Annotated in this window: 19 protein-coding genes; 6 read left to right on the top strand and 13 right to left on the bottom strand. The window is 64.1% G+C overall.

The genetic code is table 11. From position 1 onward, the window contains the following. The first annotated feature begins 62 nt into the window (after window positions 1–62). Window positions 63–2,150 carry a lytic transglycosylase domain-containing protein gene (locus AC4PRM_RS14855; protein ID WP_492040444.1) on the top strand — a complete coding sequence of 696 codons (2,088 nt, stop codon included), beginning with the start codon at window positions 63–65 and terminating at the stop codon, window positions 2,148–2,150. Here AC4PRM_RS14855 and AC4PRM_RS14850 read toward each other — a convergent pair. Genes AC4PRM_RS14850 through AC4PRM_RS14835 form a run of 4 tightly spaced genes read right to left on the bottom strand, consistent with a single transcriptional unit; the run spans window position 2,099 to window position 5,287 of the window. Next, the gene (locus tag AC4PRM_RS14850; protein ID WP_492040443.1) at window positions 2,099–2,896 is read right to left on the bottom strand and encodes an ABC transporter ATP-binding protein; all 798 of its coding nucleotides are present in this window, start codon (window positions 2,894–2,896) and stop codon (window positions 2,099–2,101) included. The genes AC4PRM_RS14855 and AC4PRM_RS14850 overlap by 52 nt on opposite strands. Continuing rightward, on the bottom strand, window positions 2,893–3,873 hold the full coding sequence (locus AC4PRM_RS14845) for a FecCD family ABC transporter permease (RefSeq protein ID WP_492040442.1): 981 nt from the start codon (window positions 3,871–3,873) through the stop codon (window positions 2,893–2,895). Before AC4PRM_RS14845 ends, AC4PRM_RS14850 begins: the two co-directional genes overlap by 4 nt. Continuing rightward, window positions 3,870–4,670, bottom strand: coding sequence for an ABC transporter substrate-binding protein (locus AC4PRM_RS14840; protein ID WP_492040441.1), 801 nt, complete (start codon window positions 4,668–4,670; stop codon window positions 3,870–3,872). Before AC4PRM_RS14840 ends, AC4PRM_RS14845 begins: the two co-directional genes overlap by 4 nt. Continuing rightward, window positions 4,667–5,287 carry a TetR/AcrR family transcriptional regulator gene (locus tag AC4PRM_RS14835; RefSeq protein ID WP_487922405.1) on the bottom strand — a complete coding sequence of 207 codons (621 nt, stop codon included), beginning with the start codon at window positions 5,285–5,287 and terminating at the stop codon, window positions 4,667–4,669. Before AC4PRM_RS14835 ends, AC4PRM_RS14840 begins: the two co-directional genes overlap by 4 nt. A 139-nt stretch (window positions 5,288–5,426) precedes the next feature. Here AC4PRM_RS14835 and AC4PRM_RS14830 point away from each other — a divergent pair, with 139 nt between their 5' ends. From AC4PRM_RS14830 to AC4PRM_RS14820, 3 genes are read left to right on the top strand one after another with little or no spacing between them, the layout of a single operon-like run. After that, window positions 5,427–6,899 (top strand): glycosyltransferase family 2 protein, encoded by a 1,473-nt coding sequence (locus AC4PRM_RS14830; protein WP_492040440.1) that lies wholly within the window; start codon window positions 5,427–5,429, stop codon window positions 6,897–6,899. Then, window positions 6,871–7,779, top strand: a complete 909-nt coding sequence (locus AC4PRM_RS14825; RefSeq protein WP_492040439.1) for an RsmD family RNA methyltransferase — start codon at window positions 6,871–6,873, stop codon at window positions 7,777–7,779. Before AC4PRM_RS14830 ends, AC4PRM_RS14825 begins: the two co-directional genes overlap by 29 nt. After that, on the top strand, window positions 7,776–8,576 hold the full coding sequence (locus AC4PRM_RS14820) for a TrmH family RNA methyltransferase (protein WP_487922241.1): 801 nt from the start codon (window positions 7,776–7,778) through the stop codon (window positions 8,574–8,576). The genes AC4PRM_RS14825 and AC4PRM_RS14820 overlap by 4 nt, the downstream gene beginning before the upstream one ends. Before the next feature lie 3 nt (window positions 8,577–8,579). Here AC4PRM_RS14820 and AC4PRM_RS14815 read toward each other — a convergent pair whose 3' ends face one another. The 3 genes from AC4PRM_RS14815 to AC4PRM_RS14805 all read right to left on the bottom strand — a co-directional run bounded on the left by AC4PRM_RS14815 (window position 8,580) and on the right by AC4PRM_RS14805 (window position 13,179). Beyond that, complete coding sequence (locus tag AC4PRM_RS14815; protein ID WP_373257645.1) at window positions 8,580–8,930, bottom strand: GFA family protein; 351 nt, start codon at window positions 8,928–8,930, stop codon at window positions 8,580–8,582. Beyond that, the gene (gene dnaE / locus AC4PRM_RS14810) at window positions 8,930–12,409 is read right to left on the bottom strand and encodes a DNA polymerase III subunit alpha (RefSeq protein ID WP_373257691.1); all 3,480 of its coding nucleotides are present in this window, start codon (window positions 12,407–12,409) and stop codon (window positions 8,930–8,932) included. The genes AC4PRM_RS14815 and dnaE overlap by 1 nt, the downstream gene beginning before the upstream one ends. A 188-nt stretch (window positions 12,410–12,597) precedes the next feature. Then, entirely contained in the window at window positions 12,598–13,179 is a 582-nt protein-coding gene (locus AC4PRM_RS14805) for a response regulator transcription factor (protein ID WP_373257647.1), read from the bottom strand. A 273-nt stretch (window positions 13,180–13,452) separates the two neighbouring features. On the opposite strand from AC4PRM_RS14805, the gene AC4PRM_RS14800 reads away from it, so the two are divergent. Next, on the top strand, window positions 13,453–13,986 hold the full coding sequence (locus AC4PRM_RS14800; protein WP_492040438.1) for a hypothetical protein: 534 nt from the start codon (window positions 13,453–13,455) through the stop codon (window positions 13,984–13,986). A gap of 11 nt (window positions 13,987–13,997) precedes the next feature. Beyond that, a complete protein-coding gene (locus tag AC4PRM_RS14795; protein WP_487922407.1) occupies window positions 13,998–14,114 on the top strand; it encodes a hypothetical protein in 117 nt (38 codons plus the stop codon). 15 nt (window positions 14,115–14,129) lie between these two features. Here the strand turns inward: AC4PRM_RS14795 and AC4PRM_RS14790 are convergent, their stop codons facing one another. The 6 genes from AC4PRM_RS14790 to AC4PRM_RS14765 all read right to left on the bottom strand — a co-directional run bounded on the left by AC4PRM_RS14790 (window position 14,130) and on the right by AC4PRM_RS14765 (window position 20,892). Beyond that, window positions 14,130–14,885 (bottom strand): ABC transporter ATP-binding protein, encoded by a 756-nt coding sequence (locus AC4PRM_RS14790; protein ID WP_492040437.1) that lies wholly within the window; start codon window positions 14,883–14,885, stop codon window positions 14,130–14,132. Further along, window positions 14,878–16,179: a lipoprotein-releasing ABC transporter permease subunit gene (locus AC4PRM_RS14785; protein WP_492040436.1), complete on the bottom strand. Its 1,302-nt coding sequence runs from the start codon at window positions 16,177–16,179 to the stop codon at window positions 14,878–14,880. The genes AC4PRM_RS14790 and AC4PRM_RS14785 overlap by 8 nt, the downstream gene beginning before the upstream one ends. After that, window positions 16,176–17,492 (bottom strand): proline--tRNA ligase, encoded by a 1,317-nt coding sequence (proS, locus tag AC4PRM_RS14780; protein WP_492040435.1) that lies wholly within the window; start codon window positions 17,490–17,492, stop codon window positions 16,176–16,178. The genes AC4PRM_RS14785 and proS overlap by 4 nt, the downstream gene beginning before the upstream one ends. Window positions 17,493–17,565: 73 nt before the next feature. Beyond that, window positions 17,566–17,826 (bottom strand): DUF1467 family protein, encoded by a 261-nt coding sequence (locus AC4PRM_RS14775; RefSeq protein ID WP_487922247.1) that lies wholly within the window; start codon window positions 17,824–17,826, stop codon window positions 17,566–17,568. Further along, window positions 17,826–18,251: a methylmalonyl-CoA epimerase gene (gene mce, locus AC4PRM_RS14770; protein WP_492040434.1), complete on the bottom strand. Its 426-nt coding sequence runs from the start codon at window positions 18,249–18,251 to the stop codon at window positions 17,826–17,828. Before mce ends, AC4PRM_RS14775 begins: the two co-directional genes overlap by 1 nt. 67 nt (window positions 18,252–18,318) lie before the next feature. Continuing rightward, window positions 18,319–20,892 (bottom strand): TonB-dependent receptor plug domain-containing protein, encoded by a 2,574-nt coding sequence (locus AC4PRM_RS14765; RefSeq protein WP_492040433.1) that lies wholly within the window; start codon window positions 20,890–20,892, stop codon window positions 18,319–18,321. Window positions 20,893–21,047: the final 155 nt, after the last annotated feature.

Raw genomic sequence — 21,047 nt, 5'->3', positions numbered from 1 at the left:
GCGCAAAGGGTAGGTTGCCGGTCGCCTGACCGCAACCACGACGCATGAGGATAAGACACGGCATGATGATGACCTCCCTGGCAGCTGCGCTGGCCCTACTCGGCCCCGCTCCTGAAACCCTGCTGCCACAGGCGGTTCCCTACACGTCGGTGGCCCCGAACGTCAGCAATCAACCGCGTGTGCTGGACGATCAGGACACGGCGCTTTTCCGTCAAGGTCTGGCGGCCGCCCGCGCACGCGACATCGCGGGTGCCCGCAACGCCGCCGCCAACATGCGCGATCCAGCGGGTCGCAAGCTGATCGAATGGGCGCTGCTGGACACCTCGGCCTCACAGATGGGGTTCAGCGATCTGGCCGTCGCCGATTCGACCTTCGCCGGCTGGCCCCGCAGCGACAGTCGCCGCGCCGCGACCGAGCGGGCCCTGGACGGTGGCTATGCCAATGCCGAGGCGACCCTGCGTCTGTTCGCCCAGACTCCGCCGTCCACAGTGCAAGGGGCCATCGCTCTGGCCGGAGCCTATGAGCAGACCGGCCGCCGCGACGAGGCCCGCGCCCTGATCACCGACTGGTGGCGCACCCGTTCGTTCGATGACGCCAGCCAGAGCCGCATCCTGGGCCGCTGGAGTGGATGGCTGAACCAGGGCGACCACGATGCCCGCCTGACCATGCTTCTGTCCGGTCCGCACGGCCCGGCAACGCGGGCGATGATGGCGCTGGCCTCGCCTGAGCGCCAGTCGGTCGCCAACGCCGTCCTGGCCCTGCGCACGGCTTACAGCCCCGACGCGATGGTGGCCTCGCTAAGCGCCTCCCAGGCACGCGACCCGAACGTTGCGCTGGAGCGGGTACGCATCCTGCGCTCGCAGAATCGTCAGTCAGAGGGCTTTGCCCTTCTGTCCGCCCTGCCCCCCGCCCCCTCGCATACCGAGGGTCAGAACACCCTGTGGAGCGAGCGCCGCAACTATTTCCTGGATGCCCTTCAGGTCCGCAACTGGCAGGCGGCCTATGACGCCATGAACGGCCACGCCTTCCCCTCCGGAGAGCGCAAGGTCGATGCGGAGTTCTTCGCCGGCTGGGTCGCCCTGACCAAGCTGAATGATCCGTCACGCGCCGCTGCCCATTTCGAGGTTCTGCGCCAGGCCTCCTCGACACCGATTACCCAGGGCCGTGCTCTCTACTGGCTTGGTCGCGCAGCAGAGGCGAACGGCAACACTCCGATGGCGGTGGAGTATTACCAGGCGGGCTCGCGGCACATCCAGACTTTCTATGGCCAACTCGCAGCCGAGAAGGCCGGTCAGACCACCCTCACCCTGCCCGGCGACCCAGCCCCCAGCCAGGCCGAGATCGCATCGTTCGAAGCCAATGAGATGGTCCGCGCCATGCGCATTCTGGGCGAGACGGGCGAGACCAGCCTGTTCCGCGTCTTCGCCTACCAGTTGGACGACGTCCTGCCGACGGCTGGCGACATGGCCCTGCTGATGGATATGTCGCGCAACTATGGCGAAGGCTTTACGGCCATGATGATCGGCCGTGCCGCCAGCCAGCGTGGCTTCCTGATGCCCGAGCGTCAGTACCCGGTTCGCCTGCCGCCGCCCGTCGCCGGGGCCGCACCGCTGGAGTTCACCCTGGCCATCACGCGCCAGGAGTCCAGCTTCGATCCCCGTGCGCGCTCCGGGGCCGATGCGCGCGGTATGATGCAGTTCCTTCCTTCGACCGGGAGCCGCGTCGCCCGCCAGCTTGGCCTGCCCTACAGCGACGAGCGGCTGTACGATCCCGACTTCAACATGACGCTGGGCAGCTTCCACCTGGCGGACCTGACCAACAACTTCAACGGCTCCATGCTGCTGACGACCGTCGGCTACAATGCCGGTCCGGGCCGCGTGCCACAGTGGACGGCACGGTGCGGTGATCCGCGGGCCGGTCAGGTCGATCCGGTCGACTTCATCGAATGTGCGCCCTTCACCGAGACGCGCAACTACATGATGCGGGTCATGGAAAACATGTCGGTCTACAAGGCTCGCCTCAACGGCGGCTCGGCCCCGCTGACCCTGTCGCAGGACCTGCGTCGAGGCACGCCGCGCGGCTCGGCCCAGCCCTACAGCTATGTCGGCCCCGGCGAACAGTACACGCCCGCTGGCGAGCCCTCGGAGTAGCGACTCTGGCTTAGAAGCGGTCCATCCGGCCCGTCGATCCAGCGGGCTGTCAGGCCGAAGACTTCGGACAGGATCTGCGGCGTCAAAGCCTGCGTCGGATCATCGTCGGCGACGACCTTGCCCTGATGCATGACAATGACGCGGACTGCGTATCGGGCGGCCAGCCCCAGGTCATGCAGGCTGACCAGCACCGCCTGCCCGGCCTTGGCACGGACGCGTAACAGATCCAGCACCATCAACTGGGCGTCCGGGTCCAGCCCGGCAATCGGCTCATCGACCAGCAGGGCATCGCTTTGTGCGACCAGCGCACGGGCCAGTAGAACGCGTGCCCTCTCGCCGCCAGACATCTCGGCCACACCGCGATCCGCCAGTTGATCGGCCTCGACGGCTTTCAGCGCCTCATGTGCGCGGGTCAACGCCTTGGTCGCCGACAGGAACGGCGCGCCCAGCGCCGCCACCTCTACCGCTGGCATGTTCCACGCCACGCGCCTCTCCTGCGGCAGATAGGCGACGCGCTCGGCACGCGCGCTCGGGCTCAGCGCCTTTACCGGCTGCCCCATCGTGGAAGCTGTCCCATCGACAAGCGGTAGAAGTCCTGCCAACGCACGGATAACGCTCGACTTGCCCGCGCCGTTCGGGCCGACCAGCGCCACAAGCTCGCCTTCACGGACTGTCAGCGACACCGCTTCCAGCACGGTCAACTTGCCCAGCCGGGCCGTCGCCTGCTCCAGAACCAGAGCCGTCACAGCCGCCACTCCCGCGCGGCCCGCCAGGCGATCAGGGCGAACAGTGGCGCGCCGACCAGTGCCGTGAACACACCCAGCTTCAGCTCCTGATCGGTCGGCGTCATCCGTGCCAGCAAATCCGCGACCACCAGCATCAACCCGCCCGCCAACGCCGATGGGAACAGCACCCGCCCCGGATCACCCTTCACCAGCGTCCGCACCAGATGCGGCGCGGCCAGTCCCACGAAGCCGATCACACCTGCCACCGCCACCGCCGCCCCAGTCGCCAATGCCGCTGCCAGCAGGGCCATCAACCTCAACCGCGCCATCGGCAGGCCAGACGTCCGCGCCGTCTCCTCACCCAGGCTAAGCATCCGCAGGCCGGGTGCCGCGATCGCTGCCAGCACGCCGGACAACATGATCGCCGGCGTTATCCAGGCCACATCGATCCAGCTTCGGTTCTGAACCGACCCCAGCAACCAACTCATGACCTCGGCGGTGGCTATCGGCGAAGGCGACAGATTGAAGATCAGCGCCGTCGCCGCGCCCGCGAAACTGGACAGGGCCACCCCGAACAGGATCAGGGCCTCTGGCGACCTGACCCTCGCCGAAAACAGAATCAGCAGCCCGCCCGCAAGTCCCGCCCCCACCAGGGCCGCCGTCTCGACTGCTCCCGGAAAGGCGGCTACCCCCGCAACTATGGCCAGGGCCGCCCCCAGTGCCGCCATAGCGGACACGCCCAAAACGCCTGGATCGGCCAGCGGATTGCGTAAAAGTCCCTGCATCACCGCCCCGGCCAGACCGAGGGCTGCACCCACCATCATGGCCGTCATGACGCGCGGGGCCCTGACCTGCCACAACACCTCGGCCGGTCCCGACGCCGGATCTGTGAACGCCGCACGCCATTGCTCTGCGCCGAGCACACTTTCGCCCATGCCAATGCCGGAAACGGTGGCGGCTATGATCAGCAGGACCAGACCCCAGAGCAGACGATTCATTGCCCTTGGCTTACCATCACGGCGGCGTCTGCAGCGAACCAGGCCGGACAGGTCAGAACCGCCGCAGGGAGTTTGGCTGCTACCCGTCCATCAGCCGCACGTTGCATGACGGGATGGCGCCCCGGCCCGCGCCAGTCTGAGCGAAACAGATCGAAGAAGCCCAGGACGAATCGTCTGGGTGGCGAGAGCGCCACCCGCTCGACACTCACTGGAGCAAAGCCGGGTGAAGTCGCCAGGTTGGAAAACCCTGCCGCCTTCAGAACGGCGTCGATCAAGGTCCCTGTGCCGGCCGTGAAGCCGCCAGGAGTCAGATACAGCGCCGACGAATTGCCGTCGCTCCTGCGTGGCGAGGCATTCGCCAGTCGCCCTTGCATCGATGCTGACAGACGTGATCCACGCTGACGCTGGCCCAGGCCGTCAGCCACCCTGGTGATGTTGTCCTGGACGCCTTGCATCGTCGTGGCATCGTCGATGGTCAGCACCGTGATGCCTCGACGCTCCAACGCCGCAAGGAGTCGCGGCTCGCCGCCCCAGTAACGCACGACGACATCGGGGCGAAAGGCGATCGCGGCCTCCAGGGTGGGCCTGATGCGGCGTCGACCTGCGGCCTGCGCCTTCATCCATGAATCGGGATCGTCCGCACGCGGCGACAAGGCAAGCGTGGCATCGGGCGACAGCGCCAGAACGTATTGATCCCCACACTGATCCAGCGACATGACCCGGAGTGGTGCGGCTTCTGCCGAGGTCGAAATCACAAAACCGGCCGCCAGTGCCGCCCCCCCGAATGCCCCTCTCACGGCTTGAGCAAACCGACGAATAGTGCGTCCAGCAGGGTGTCGACCAAGAGGTCCTTCTCGACCCAGTCGAAATACGGCTTGGTGATGATCAGTGACACCACACCGTGCGCGCCCGCCCACAGGGCCTGGGCCGTCGCCCGAGGTTCTCCGCGCAAACGGCCCTGCGCAGCCGCCTCTTCCACTACGCAGACAAAGGCCCCGAACAACTCGCCCCCCAGGCTCTGCGCCGCACTCTGCGCCTCCTGTGCCTCCTGCGGACGCGTCATATAGACCAGTCGATAGGCGTTCGGATTCTCAAACCCGAACTGCACGTAAGACTGCATCAGCCGTCGCATCCGCTCCTCCGGCGTCCCTGCATCGGCAAGGACAGCGCGATTCATGATCAGCAGTTGCTCAAAAGCCCGCTCGCAGATTTCGTGAAGGATTTGGCTCTTCTCGGAGAAGTGCATGTAGAGCGCCGTGGACGAAAGGCCGACCTCGTCTGCGATCTTCCTGATCGTAGCTCCTTCGTAGCCGTGATCGACGAATATCCGTTCGGCTGCCGCCAGAATTTCAGCCCGGCGAGCGTGACCTTCGCCTTTCGGCTTGCGCTGGGATCGAGTTTGGCTTGCAGACACGGTCAATCGGAAACTCCGGAACGTCCATGTGAATAGCGGCAATCGCCGCCCCTTGCCAATCGCCTGGCAGCTGAACACCACTTGTCGTTGTTAAGCCGACGCGTTACCCGTTTCAGCTGGAGCGGACGGGGGTCAGCACGTGGAAGAGCGATGCGTCAGCGCTGTGCATGGGCTTGCACCCGAGGACAGCGCATCAACGCGCTGGCCAACAATCGGCCAGCTACTGGCGTTTGCAGTCCTGATTGCTGCGATAGTGATCGGGCTGATCTACGCATCGGTTCAGGTTGGAAGCATCGTCCTTATTACTGCAGCAGTAACATTCCTTGCCAATGCGATGTGGCGACTGGCTCTGATCATCGTGAGCATGAGATCGCCACCGGAGGCCGACGCCCCGGAGGTCTGGCCCAGATACTCTATCGTGGCGGCACTTCACGACGAGGCGAAAGTTGTCGGGCAACTGATCGAGAGATTGAGCAAGATCGACTACCCTGCCAATCGCCTACAGGGCCTTCTGGTGCTGGAAGCGCATGACCACACCACGATCCAGGCGGCACTTTGCACACCACGGCCCCCTTGGCTGGATATCTTCATCGCCCCCGCTGGGACACCACGCACAAAGCCAAGAGCTCTGAACTGCGCCTTGCCGATTGCGACCGGGGAGATATTGACCGTTTACGACGCCGAAGATGATCCCGATCCTCAGCAGTTGAAGGAAGCGGCTTCAAGGTTCGCATCCGATACATCGGGTCGGCTCGCGTGCCTGCAAGCGCCTTTACGCATCCGACGCAACTACGCCAGCGCCCAACCAACGCCCTTTCTTGATAGGCAGTTTGCGGCTGAATATGCCTCATTGTTTGAAACCGCTCTGCCGGGCATGGCCAAGCTGGGTCTGCCGTTTCCGTTGGGAGGTACCAGCAATCATTTTCGGGTCGATGTTCTGAGAAAAGTCGGAGGGTGGGATGCCTTCAACGTCACCGAAGACGCAGACCTCGGGTTCCGACTGTGGCGTCATGGCTGGCGGCTGGGCGTCATCACGCGACCAACATGGGAAACGCCTCCTGGCGGACTCGCCTGCTGGCTTCCGCAGCGGACGCGGTGGCTGAAGGGATATATGCAAACTTGGGGAACCCATACGCGGCACCCCCTGCAACTGGGTCTTCGTGGTGGATTTGCCCTGGCTGCGACGCTGGGAGCGGGTTTGATGTCCGCCGCGCTATATGGTCCGTCTCTGGCGTGGTTCGTCACGACGGCGGGCGTCTACAGCATCGCTGGCCTGTCGCCTCAAACGCCTGCTCTTGCGATCTGCGTCCTAAGTGTCGGCACAGCCTCTGCCTGGTTGAGCTGTGCAATCGGTACCAGACGGGCAGGCGTCGCGTATGAAGTCAAGGATATGCTGGCGGCACCATTTTACTGGTCTTTGCTCAGTTTGGCATTTGTCCACGCCGCCTGGCGTCTGATCCGCGAACCCTTTGCTTGGGACAAGACCCCGCACGCGCCAGACCAGCCGGTCCAATATCAAGATCAGCACTCTTCAGTGGATGTCAGACTGGACGTGCCCTTGCCTGTCCGCCTATCAGCGTCACATGTCGCCGCGTCTGAACCCACTGCCTGAAACACTCGTCACCCGCGCCTGGGCCGATTATGCGCTGCTGGACAGTGGCGGAGGGCGAAAACTGGAGCGATATGGTCGCTATACCGTCGTTCGGCCCGAACCTCAGTGCTTCTGGTCCGCACGCGATAGTGTCGCGTTCGATCAGGCCGACGCCGTGTTCGATCCAACCGACGAGGATGAGTCCGGGCGTTGGCGCTTCGCGGGAAAGCTCATCGACACGTTTCCTCTGGCCTGGCGTGATGTGCGTTTTACCAGTCGCTTCACGCCGTTCCGGCACTTGGCCTTCTTCCCGGAGCAGGCTGCCAACTGGGAATGGCTAGACGGCCGGATCAAGACTTTGGCCTCAGAACCAGGACGGCCCGTCCCCCGCATCCTCAATCTGTTCGGCTATACGGGCGTAGCCAGCCTGGCTTGCGCAGCGGCGGGAGCCGAGGTCACCCACGTGGATGCCTCCAAGAAATCCGTAGCCTGGGCGCGCGAGAATGCCGAACTCTCCGACCTGGCCGATCGGCCGATCCGCTGGATCGTCGAGGACGCTCGCAAATATGCGGCCCGCGAAGTCCGGCGCGGGGTCAAGTACGATGGGATCATCCTGGACCCGCCTAAGTATGGTCGTGGGCCGACGGGCGAGGTCTGGCGACTGTTCGAAGACTTGCCAGGTTTGTTGAAGGATTGTGCGGCCCTGTTGTCGGATGACGCCTCGTTCCTGCTGCTCAACGCCTATGCGGCGCGGATTTCCGGCGTTTCGCTGTCACATATGATGGCGGAGGCGACTGCTGATCGCGGCGGCACCATCGACTGGGGCGAACTGGCCCTAGCCGAAGATGGTCCGGATGGACGAGCCATCGGCCTTAGCTTCTTCGCGCGATGGTCGGCATGAGCGACGACCGGCTGATCACCTCCCTGACCAACGACACGGTCAAGGCAGTGCGCGCCTTGCATATGCGCAAGGAGCGCGAGACTACAGGCCACTTCCTGGCTGAGGGACTGAAATTCATCGGCGAGGCGCTGGATCAAGGTCGCATTCCCCGTCTGCTCCTGGTCGGCATGGAGGCGCGCGAACATCCCATCTTGGACCGTGCCAAAGGCGCGACTCGCGAGGCGGGTGGCGAGGTCGTCGTGGTCACCCATCCTATCCTGGAAAAGATTAGCCGCCGTGACAACCCGCAGACGGTGCTGGGCGTCTTCGATCAGGTCTACACCCCCCTGTCGGCCATTCAGCCCACATCGGCACCGGCCTGGGTGGCGTTGGAGCAGGTACGCGACCCCGGCAATCTGGGCACCATCATTCGCACGGCCGACTCTGCCGGATGTGGCGGCGTCATCCTGATCGGAGACTGTGTCGATCCCTATTCTGTGGAGGCCGTGCGCGCCACCATGGGCTCGGTCTTCGCCGTCGCCATAGCCCGCGCCACGCCCGCAGAGTTCCTGGCTTGGCGTGACACCTGGCCGGGCAGCGTGATCGGCACTCGGCTGGACGCTACTCATGGCTACCGCGAAGCCTCACTTCGGCATCCGGCCCTCATCCTGATGGGCAACGAGCAGGCCGGACTGACCGACGCCTTGGCCGCAGCCTGCGACGTCAACGTCAAGATTCCGATGCGAGGCCGTGCTGACAGCCTGAACCTTGCCGTCGCGACCGGCATCATGGTCTATGCGGTGACCGACGATGCTTGAGCGTCAGAAACTGCGCCCGTCCACACGCTGGGCGGTCCAGCTCCATGGTTGGACATCGATCAGCGTCCGCACATTGACGGCCACCATCGGCTCGCCGTTCGGGGCCACGCCGCTTGCAAAGGCCTGAACGCCGCAGGTCTTGCAGAACAGGTGAGTGATCTTGTGGGTGTTGAAGGTGTGCTCGCTCAACGCGCCTTCGCCAGCCGTCTGGCGAAAGGCGTCCGGCGAGACGAAAACCAGAGCCAGCCCCTTGCGATAACAGTGCGAGCAGTTGCACTCGAACACACCGTCAAGTTCGGTCTCGACTTCATAGGCCACCGACCCGCACTGGCACGAACCCTGATGTGTCGTCATCACGCATCCTCCAACAGCACCACGCCGGGTGCCGATTTCAAAGCCCCGCGTAAGGCTCCGTCCAGGCGATAGCGCCCAGGCAGCTTCATCTCGATCTCGCGTCGTCCGGACGACGGCGTATCAACGGCGGCGATCAGGGACACTTCCCCGCCCTTGCCATTGGCCTTGGCTCGGTCGAGACGGCTCTTCAAGGCCTCGACAGCCTCAATCGTCTGGGTCGAGACGTGAATACGCAGCCCCATGGCCCCGTCATCGATCAGGGTGTCCAGACGGCTGGCGTCGTCGCCGAAAAACCGGACCTCGCCATCCGCGCTCTTGGCCCGGACCCGAACCATGATCGACGCCCCGACCTCCAGGATTTCGCGGCACTTGCGCAGCTGTTCCGGCGGGAACAGGCATTCGAACTCACCGGTCGGGTCCGAGAAGGTGACGAAGGCGAACTTTTCGCCCGACTTGGCGCTGGCCCGCTCCTGACGACGGCGTACGACACCCGCCATCATGAAGGCTTCGTGCCCACTTTCGGCCAGGGCCGTGGCCTCGGCGACAAAGGTCACACGCTTGCGTTTCAGCGCTGCCGCCATGTCCTCCAGCGGGTGGCCGGACAGGTAGAAACCGACGGCGGACAGTTCCTGATCCAGCCGCTCCGGTCCCATCCAGGGCTCGACCGGCTTCAGCCGTGGCCGCGCTGCGCCCGCCTGATCGCCGCCGAACAGCGACACCTGTGACGAGGCCCGTTCCGCCGCCACACTCTGGCAATAGGCCATCAGGGTGTCGGCCTGTTCGACCAGCTGGCGGCGGTTGGTGTGGAAGCTGTCGAAGGCCCCGGCTCGTGCGAGGTTTTCCATCGCCCGCTTGTTCACGAACTTCGGATCGACCCGCTCCAAGAAATCGAAGATGTCGGTGAAGCGCCCGCCGGTTTCGCGCACCTGAACCAGGTGCTTCATGGCCTCAAGGCCAACATTGCGGATGGCCCCCAGCGCGTAAAGGACCGAACCGACCTTGGTGCCATCCGCCTGCTCGTCCCAAGCCACATCGAAATCTGCGGAGGAGCGGTTCACATCCGGTGATTTGACCGGTACTTCGAACCGGCGACAATCCTGATAAAATACAGCCAGTTTGTCGGTATTGCTGAGATCGAGCGACATGGACGCGGCCATGAATTCGACCGGATGCGTCGCCTTCAGCCAGCCGGTCTGGAAGCTGATCAAGGCATAGGCGGCGGCGTGTGACTTGTTGAAACCATAGCCTGCGAACTTGGCAACCAGGTCGAAGATGTATCCCGACTGAGTTTCCGAGACTCCCTTTTCGGACGCGCCCTTGACGAAGCGGGCGCGCTGAAAGTCCATCTCCTCCTTCTTCTTCTTGCCCATGGCCCGGCGCAGAAGGTCAGCCTCCCCCAGCGAATAGCCCGCCAGGATCTGGGCGATCTTCATCACCTGCTCCTGGTAGATGATGACGCCATAGGTCTCGGTCAGAACCTCGGTCAGGCTGGGATGCAGATAGTCGACCTCCTGCCGGCCGAACTTCCGGTCGATATAGGTGTCGATCATCTCCATCGGGCCGGGGCGATACAGCGAGATCAGCGCCGTGACCTCTTCGATAGAGCCACAGCGCATCTTGCGCAGGGTGTCGCGCATGCCCTGGGATTCCAGCTGGAACACGCCGACTGTCTGCCCCGAGGCCATCAGTTCATAGGTCGCCGGATCGTCCAGTGGCAGGGCGTTCCAGTCGGGCGCGGCCCCGCGACGCTCCAGATACTGACGCGCACGATCCAGCACCGTCAGGGTCTTCAGACCCAGGAAGTCGAACTTGACCAGACCGGCCGCCTCGACCCATTTCATGTTGAACTGGCTGGCCGGAATGGTGGACCGCGGGTCTTGGTACAGGGGGGCCAGTTCGACCAGAGGCCGATCGCCGATCACGATACCGGCGGCATGGGTCGAGGCGTTGCGGTACAGCCCTTCCAACTCCAGCGCGGTCGACAGCAGGGTCGCCACCGACGCCTCATTATCGCGCGCCTCGCGCAGGCGGGGCTCGATCTCGATAGCCTGGGCCAGGGTCACGGGGTTGGCGGGGTTGGCCGGCACCATCTTGGCCAGGCGGTCCACCTGACCCAGCGGCATCTGCAACACGCGGCCGACGTCCCGCAGCACGGCGCGTGCCTGAAGTGTGCCGAAGGTGATGATTTGGGCGACCCGGTCGGAGCCATAGCGGTCCTGAACGTAGTCGATGACCTCCTCGCGCCGCTCCTGACAGAAGTCGATGTCGAAGTCGGGCATGGAGACCCGCTCGGGATTCAGGAACCGCTCGAACAGCAGGCCGAACCGTAAGGGATCCAGATCCGTGATGGTCAGGGCCCAGGCGACCAGCGACCCGGCCCCCGATCCCCGCCCCGGCCCCACCGGGATCCCGTGCGTCTTGGCCCATTTGATGAAGTCCGACACGATCAGGAAATAGCCGGGGAAGCCCATTTGCTGGATGATCCCGACCTCCCATTCGAGACGGGTCCAGTAGTCGGCCTCGGGCGCGGCGGGCACGACCTGTTTCAGCCGCTCTTTCAGCCCCTCGCGGGCTTGATGCATCAGTTCGTCTGGCTCGGACCGCCCTGCCCCGGCATCGAAACGTGGCAAGATGGGCGCGCGCGTGGGGGCCAGGAAAGCGCAGCGCCGGGCAATGTCGATCGTGGTGTCGCAGGCCTCGGGCAGGTCGGCGAAGAGCTCGCGCATGGCTGCCGCCGGCTTGAACCAGTGCTCCGCCGTGATCTTGCGACGGTCGTCCTGCCCGACGAAGGCACCGTCAGCGATACACAGCAGGGCATCGTGCGACTTGGCCTGCGCCGCCTTGGCATAGTGGACGTCATTGGTGGCGACCAGCGGCGCGTCATGGGCATAGGCCCAGTCGACCAAACCACGCTCGGCCTGTTGCTCGCTGGCCAGGCCGTGGCGCTGAAGCTCGACATAGAAGCGGTCGCCGAACCCCGCCTGCATGGCCGCCAGGGCCGCCTGACCTTCGGCGGCCTTGCCCTGGACGAAAAGGGGATCGACCGGCCCGTCTGGCCCGCCCGACAGCAGCAACAGACCCTCGGAATGGGCGACCACCTTGTCCCACGGCACGCTGGGCTCGTCGGTCGCACCGGCATCCAGAAACGCTGAGGACGACAGGGCCGACAGGTTCAGCCAACCGGCCTCGTTCTGAACCAGAAGAACAACGGTCGGCACCTTGGCCCAACGCTGATTGATCTGCCCGCCTATGCCGGTCACCGGCAGGGCGCATCCCAGGATCGGCTGAACGCCTGCGGCCTTGGCCCCTTCGCTGAACTCCAGCGCTCCGAACAGATTGGCCCGGTCGGTGACACCGACGGCCGGCATGCCCGCGTCCGCCGCCAGGGTTGAGACCTTGCCTGCCTTGATCGCGCCTTCCAGCAGCGAATAAGCGGAACGGACCCGAAGATGGACGAACTGGGCAGATGCAGTGGCGATGGCCTGGCTCTCCTTGAACAGGCCCATCTTACCGACTCACTGAATCAGATAGGCGGCCTGCCAAGTCATCCAGACGAAGCCGCCGCACGACGCAAGCGACAGCATATCTCTCGTCCAACGCGCCATGATCTTGTCCCCAGATTGAATGTTGCCTGTATGTTCTATGTTGCGGCTTTGTTCTCGTCAAGTCAGTCAGGGATAAACCCTAGGCGCGTTAGAGCGGATGCCAGGGCAGCCGTATTGGGCGATTGAGTCTTGCGAAGCAGGCTACCCCGAAAGAATTCCACGGTACGGGGGCTCAGGGAAAGGGACTGAGCGATCTGCTTTGTCGTGCGTCCCGCGACAATCAGATCAGCCACCTGCCGCTCGCGCCGAGTGAAGGTCAGAAAATCTTGCGACGGGGTTTTGGCAAGAGCCAGAAGTGCACGTTCCACCGCAGCGATCAGTCGCTCCGGATCCGAAGGTTTTTGAAGGACGTTATCGACGCCCAGGCGCATCGCATCGACCGTCGTCGTCACGTCCACGAATGCGCTGATCAGTATGACGGCATGCCGACCAAGGGCACAGAAGGCTGCGACCAGATCGAGGCCCTCTACACCCGGGATTTTGAGATCGACGACGATACAGGTCGGCTCGGCGTCGGAAGCCCACATCAAGGCATCGAGCGGATCGGTGAAACCGACCGGGTCGTATCCACTTACCCGCAGCGCAAGCATATGAGTCTGCAAGATCGATGGATCATCATCGATGATCAGAATTTCCCTGTTCATGAGGCCAGGCCCTAGAGCCTGCGAAAGGGAGCGATGTCGATGGGACGGGTCTGTAGCAGAGAGCCTGGGGTCGGCTTTGGGCGTGGCATGGTCGAAATCACAGTCACTCTTCGTCCCCTGTCCGGGCACTTTAGTCCTGACCTCGAGATCATGACAGACCGACGTTACAGGGCACGGTCGCTCATCGAAACCTCGTAGTCACACGCAATTGCTGCCGTGGTCCGTGACGTCTAACTCGGGCTCAAAGGCCTGTTGACGGGCGACGGGCTCGGCATGAACAACTTGTATGCAGTCATACTGTGGCTGGCCTCGTGGTTGGAGCCGGATAGCGATAACCGCCTCGACCTCCGCTCATTCCAGCCGGAGATCGACGATACAGCCTCAGGAGCCATCGTGACGGTGGCATCGGGGCATCTGATCATGCTGGAGGGCGAAGCGGCTAAACTAAAAGCATTGATTGCTAAGCTGGAAAGGCGACACGGCGCGAAATTCAAACTCCTCGGCCATCGATCCATCGGCGCAAGAGCCAGGCTACCGCTCGTCGTAAATCCCGCACGCCTGTTGCCCCCCGAAGCTGAGTGGATCGACCAAGCCCTCGGCGTGGGATTGGCGGACCCTATCGAACTGGAAATGCTCCTTCGATGGGCGGGCCATCGTCAGATGGAGATCGCACTTGGCACACTAGGCGAAACCGCCTGGCGACATGCCTCCGTGTTTCCATTTCGGTCACCCAGAGCATCGACGGCAAATTTGCTGTATGCGGGGTTTGACGCCGCCCTGCCCGCCATTCGGCGGCAGGCGTCATGAAAGACAAGCGCATGGCCAAGGGTCAGGTCCGCAGCAACAAGGAAGTCCGCAAACCGAAGGCGGAAAAGGCCAAGCCGCCCGTCAGCGTGGGCAGTTCGCCTTTCACCACGCCCCCGGGCAAGAAATAGGCCCGGTACGAGGATTCAGTATGTCTGGCTTTGCGCCGGACGCTCTTCCAAATGGCCGTCCTTCAGGGCGAAGACGCGGTCCATATGTCCGGCCAGCTCCATGTTGTGCGTCGCGATCAGGGCTCCGACACCGGTCTGTTTGACGAGATCGTGCAGGGCCTCGAACACCGTCTGGCTGGTGGCCGGGTCCAGATTGCCCGTCGGCTCGTCGGCCAGCAGCAGGCGGGGCCGATTGGCCAGGGCCCGGGCCACGGCGACACGCTGACGCTCGCCACCAGACAACTCCGACGGCTGATGCGTCAGCCGCTCACCCAGGCCCAGGCTGGTCAGAACCTCGTCTGCCCGCTTGCGGGCCTGCGGAAGGCTGACGCCCGCGATCCGCAGCGGCAGCGCCACATTGTCCCTCGCATCGAACTCCGGCAGCAGGTGGTGGAATTGATAGACGAAGCCGATGCTGGCCAGGCGAATATGCGTCCGTTCGCGCTCGCTGAGAGAGCCGACATCCTCACCTTCGAAACGGATCTCGCCCGAGCTGGGGCGCTCCAAAAGGCCTGCAGCATGCAATAGCGACGACTTGCCGGACCCCGAGGGTCCGATCAAACCGACGATCTCGCCCGGCATGATGTCCAGATCGACGCCCTTCAGCACGGTCAGCCCGCCCGACGCCGTCGGATAGGTCCGGGTCACATTGCGCGCGGAAAAGACGGCGCCTTGTGGATAAGCCTGTGCACGGCTCTGTATGGTCGCGTCCTGCGTCAAGGTCTCACTCATAACGCAGCGCCTCCACTGGATCGAGCTTGGCCGCCTGCCACGACGGGATCAGGCCTGCGATGCAGGACATGAAGGTCGACCACAGGGTGACCCAGAAGACGTCGAGCGGATCGACCAGCGCCGGCACGGCGTCCAGCATATAGACGTCTGCATCAAACAGCTTGGTCTGGAACACCCACTCCAGAAAATGCTGGATCGAGCCGATGTTCAGGCAGAACAGCAGACCCAGCGTCAGGCCTGTGATTGTCCCTGCCACTCCTATGGTAGCCCCGGCCATAAAGAAGACCCTCAGCATCGATGACTGACTGGCTCCGATGGTGCGCAGGATGGCGATGTCTCGCGTCTTGTTCTTCACCAGCATGACGATGCCGGAAATGATATTCAGGGCCGCAATGGCGACGACCAGGCCCAGGATGATGCTCATGGCCACCCGCTCGACCTTCAACGCGCCCCAGAAGGCGGCCAGGCGATCGCGCCAGTCGGTGACGAAGGCCCCCGCCCCCGCCGCGTCCCGCACGGGCGCGATCATGGAACCGACCTCGTCGGGTTTGGCGACCTTGACGTCGATGACGTCCCAGACGCCCTCCTTGCCGAAGAACAGCTGTGCCTGTTCCTGCGGCATGAAGATGAAGGCCCGGTCGAAGTCTGCCGTGCCCGAGGTGAACAGCCCGCCGATGCGATAGCTCTTCTCCAGCCCACCCAGATTGCCGAACGCGCTGTCGGCCCCCGTCGGGGAATACAGGGTGATGGCGTCACCAACCCGCAGGCCCATGCCCTCGGCCAAGGCCCGGCCGATGATGATGTTGTCGCCGCCATAAGCACCCTGCCCGAATGTGCGGCGGGCCTCGGGGTCCAGGCTGTCATAGACATAGTTGAGCGAGCGCAGGTCGTCCGGGCGGATGCCCTTGACGATGGCCCCTGTCGTCATGCCGCCGGCCCGCACCAGGCTCTGGGCCTCGATCATGGGGGCGGCGCTGATGACGCCGGGCACGGTTCTGATTCGGTCCAGCGCCGCTTCGCGATCCGGCGAGTTCAGAATCTGACCCTGGACGTACATGTGGCTGTTGAAGGACAGCATCCGGTCCAGCAGGGTCCAGCGGAACCCGGCCATGATGCTCATCACTACGATCAGGGCCATGACGGCCAGGGCGATGGCGACGAAGGAGATGACGGCGATCATGGCGATCCCGCCCTCCTTGCGCTTGGCCCGCAGATAGCGGAGCGCCAGCCCGACCTCCCAGGCCGAGAACGGCCCGGCCGGCTTCGTGGCCTTGGCAACAACTGCGTCGGTCATGCCAGCAGCCTTGAGATCGCTTCGTCCAGTGGCACGGACGTCTTCTCGCCCGTCGCCCGACGCTTCAGTTCGGCCGTGCCCTCGGCCAGGCCCTTGGGCCCGATGGTCAGCTGCCACGGCACGCCAATCAGGTCGGCCCGCGCGAACTTGCCGCCCGGACGCTCGTCGGTGTCGTCATACAGCACCTCGCGGCCGGCAGCTTCCAACCGATGAACGGCCTCGTCGCAGGCCGCGTTCACGGCCTCGTCGCTGTTGCGCAGGTTGATCACCGCCACATCGAACGGGGCCACGGCGTCGGGCCAGATAATGCCCCCCTCATCATGGCTGGCCTCGATGATCGCCCCCAGCAGGCGCGACACCCCGACGCCATAGCTGCCCATGTGGACCTCTGTGTCCTGACCGTCCGGCCCGGCGACCCTGGCCTTCATCGGCGCAGAGTATTTGGTGCCGAAATAGAAGATATGGCCGACCTCGATGCCGCGCGCGGTCAGGCGATCTGCCTCGGGCGTCTGGGTCTCGAACTGGGCGGCGTCGTGCATTTCTTCGGTGGCGGCGTACAGGGCCGTGCGCTGGTCCACGACAGCCTGCAAATCGTTCCAGTCGACGTCTGAACCGGGAACGGGCATTTCCACCAGCTTGCGGTCACAGAAGACCGCACTCTCGCCCGTCTCGGCCAGCACGATGAACTCGTGGCTCAGATCGCCGCCGATCGGCCCGGTGTCGGCGCGCATCGGCACGGCCTTCAGACCCATCCGCGCGAAGGTGTTCAGATAGGCCACGAACATCCGGTTATAGGCCTTGCGCGCCGAGGCCTCGTCGATGTCGAACGAATAGGCGTCCTTCATCAGGAACTCGCGGCCGCGCATCACGCCAAACCGCGGCCGGCGCTCGTCGCGGAATTTCCACTGGATGTGAAACAGGTTCAGCGGCAGGGCCTTGTAGCTCTTCACAAAGCCCCGGAAGATGTCGGTGATCATCTCCTCATTGGTCGGCCCGTACAGCAGCTCGCGTTCGTGCCGGTCCGTGATGCGCAGCATCTCGGGGCCATAGGCGTCGTACCGCCCGCTTTCGCGCCACAGGTCGGCCAGTTGCAGCGTCGGCATCAGCAGCTCGACCGCCCCTGCCCGCTCCTGCTCTTCGCGCACGATCTGCTCGATCTTTCGCAGCACCCGCAGACCCAGCGGCAACCAGGCGTAGATGCCGGCGGCCTCCTGCTTGATCATGCCCGCACGCAGCATCAGCTGGTGGGAAACGATGGTGGCGTCGGAAGGCGCCTCTTTCAGCGTGGGCAGGAAATAGCGCGACAGGCGCATGGGCGAGAATCCGGCAATCAATCAGGGACAAGTGCTTTAGCCGGGCGACGGGGGCGAAAGCTAGGCCACCACCTCAAACGGGCGGCGCGAGATCCGGCAAGGGCATCCAGCCGATGTAGACCAGCACCATGACCAGCAACCAGACCAGGGCGGAGACCCAGCTGGTGGTGATGAACTTGCGCTTCAAATTCGGGGCCTCCGGTGCGCCCCACTGACGCCCATCGGTCGGCGGTTCATGCACTTCGCGCGATGTCCCCAACGGCAGGACGGTGAACAGCACCACCCACCAGCAGACGACGTAGATGGCGAACATCGTGACGGGACCGATCGGCATCAGTGCGCTCCTTCTCTGGGTGTTTCCATTAGCTCGACCAGCACCCCACCCATGTCCTTCGGATGCAGGAACAGGATTGGCGTCCCGTGCGCGCCGATGCGCGGCTCGCCCGTACCCAGGATGGTCGCGCCCTTGGCGCGCAGCGCATCACGCGCAGCCAGAATATCTTCGACCTCGAAACAGATGTGATGCTGCCCGCCCTTCGGGTTTTTGGCCAGAAAGCCGTGGATCGGCGAATCGTCGCCCAGCGGCTCGATCAGTTCGATCTGTGCATTCGGCAGGTCCACAAAACATACCCGCACCCCCTGCGTCGGCAGGTCGAACGGCGGATGCGCTTGGGTGGCCCCCAGCAGATCGCGATACATCGCGACGCTGGTCTCGATGGACGGCGTGGCAATGCCGACGTGGTTCAGTTTTCCGATCATCACGCGGACTTAGCGGGTCTGTTGAACCGCGCAAAGGGACATGGATCGTCGCAGGCAAAGTGCCCGGTCAGAACCGATGCCTAATGCCGAGGCTGATGATGCGACCGCGTGGATCGGCGACGACCGGATCATAGCCCAGGGCAAACTGCGCCAGCGGTGGGTCGCTATCCGCCACGTTCTCCACCGACAGCGACAGATCCAGCGACCGCGTCAGGACATGGCTGAAGTGCATGTCGACCATCGTCGATGCCTCGATGCGCGCATCGGTGATGCCCGCACGATCGTTGCGATAGCGCCCGGTATGGTGCGCCAGAACGGTAATCGTATCTAACGCCCCGCTCCAGGATAGCGCCAACTCGCCTCGGTTCCTTGGCAGCGAACGCCCGAGAGTGTTCAGGTTCGTGGAACCGACGCCGGAGACCCTGCGGGCCCCCTCCGCCACCTGAATGTCGTAACGATCGACGTAGGTCCAAGTGGCAGTGGCCGACAGTCGTCCGCCGGCCACTTCGCGTTCGTAGCGCGCGGACAGATCCAACCCACGTGTCTCGACCGAAGACGCATTGATGAAGCGCAGGGCCACGAACGTCAGAGCGCCGCTGGGCGAGCGCGTCACCTGCATCTGGGCCGGGGTTCCCGTGCGTCCAGCGGCGTCATCGGCGGCCGCAGCGTCGATCACGGCCTGGGCCGACGGCTTGACGATAAGTTCGCGGTAATCGATCCGCCAGGCATCAAGGCTGAACGTCAGCGCCTCACTGGGCTGCCAGACCGCACCTAATGACAGGGTTTCAGAGCGTTCCGGCTTCAGGTCCGGATCGCCGGACGCCAGCGTGTTCACAAAAACGAAGGCTCCCCGATCGAACACCGAAGGCTGCGACGCCTGTGCCCCGAACAGGGTGTAGACCGAAGGCGCACGGAAGCCCTGGCTCCATGATCCCTTGATGCTCAGGCTGTCCATCGCGCTCCAGCCGAACGCCACGCGCGGACTGACGGCGTCTTCTCCGCCTTCATAAGCCTCCTGTCGCACGGCGAACTGGGCATCGAACGTCTGGCCCAGGCTCAGGCGCGCTTCAGCAAAGGCTGCGGCCACAGCCTGATCGCCCTCGAAATCGGGAGAAAACCCTGCCGTCAGCAGGTCGCCGGCGTTCACCAGGTCGCTCCAGTCGTGACGCAGGCCACTCTGCCGATACTGCAGACCAAGCGCGAGATCGAGCGTGCCTCCAGTCCAGTCTGCGACACGCCCCGAGGTCTGGGCATCGAGCGTCAGCAATCGGGCCGCCCCTCGCAATCCGGTACAACCGATCAGACTGTCTATCAGCGCCGGATCGTTGGTCGTGCCAGTGCCCAGATAGGCGCTGCCGAACGGATTGAAATACCGACAGTTGCCCGCGCCGGGCGAACCGTTGATCTGGTCGCAATCCGGTCCCCCGAAGCCGTTCAGCGCGTCATCGAGTGCACTGCCAATGACATCCGGCTTGTCATAGGCAGTGTGCTGACGACTGGCCGTGGCATCCATAGTCCAGTTCCAACTTGATGCGAGCCTACCCGACAATCCCGTCGACAGACGCCAGGTCCGGTAGTCGAAATTCGCGACCGACGCCCCCGCCTCTGCGCCCAGCAACCGCCCTCGAAACAGCACATCTTCACCAAAGGGGTTGTCTGGATGACTGGCCGGAACGACCGGACTGCGCGCCAGAATAGGCAATGACGGCGACTGTCTCGCCCGCGTGTGGGTCGCCGTCCAGACCCCCTGAAGATGGAAACTCAGATCGCCTATAGGACGTCGATAATCGGCGAACAGATGCGTCCGCTCTTCCTCCGGCGACAGATCGAAGAAATCGGAATAGTCCAGGCGACAGAAGCTGTCGCTCGGCCCATTGCGAAAGGCGCTGCCAAAGGCGGCATCGTCACAGTCCGGGTCTGGCGCGAAACGACCCTGGCTGGGCCTGAAGTACGATCCGGGCTGGCCATAGCTCGTTACCGCCGTCCACGGTGCTCGGGCATAGTGTTCGGCCTGGGTGAAATCCCGCTCATTCGACCCGATCGATGAGCGTCGCAGATGCGATGCGGCCAGCACCAGTTGGCCGCCACCCAGCGAAAAGCCGGTGAGAGCCTCGATCGTCGTCTCATCGCCTCCATCCGCGATGGCCTGGCGTAATCGAACCTCGGGCCGCAGCGGCCCCGTTCGGGTCACGAAGTTCACCACCCCGGCGACCGCATCCGAGCCATAGATGGCCGAGGCCCCATCCTTGATCACTTCGACCCGCTCGACCGCGATCATGGGCAGCAGGGCATTGATATCGACGAAGGTTGCACCGTCTGTGGCCACCGCCGCACTGGTCGTCCAGCGCGTCCCATCGACCAGCACCAGCGTCGACCCCAGTCCCAGATTGCGCAGGTTGAACTGCGCCGTGCCCGAGCTTTGGGGCTGGTTCAACTGATCGACGCGAGCCTCGGACCCGGAGTTTGCCGTCAGCAACGGCAGCAGTTGCGCGGGCTCCACGACGCCCACGCGCTCCAGGGTTTCGCGATCGATCACCTGCACGGGGGCCAGACGCTGCCCTCCCGCCAGACGCGAGCCGGTCACCACTACATCGTCCAAGGCGGTCGGATCGGCGGTTTGCGCAGCGACTTGCGACGCCATGGCCCAACATGTCGCCACGCCGGTGATCAGTAGCAGTCTGGTGGGTCGAATCGCCTCTGGATGTCTCATCGCGGCGCTATAGCGATCGCGTTGTGAATTGACGCCCCCTGAACGCAAAAAGGGGCCGGTGACACATCGCCACCGGCCCCCTTCAT

Source organism: Brevundimonas sp. DW-iso22 (assembly GCF_058725425.1).
The sequence above is the reverse complement of the archived record's forward strand: the minus strand, read 5'-3'. Positions and strand labels throughout refer to the sequence as shown.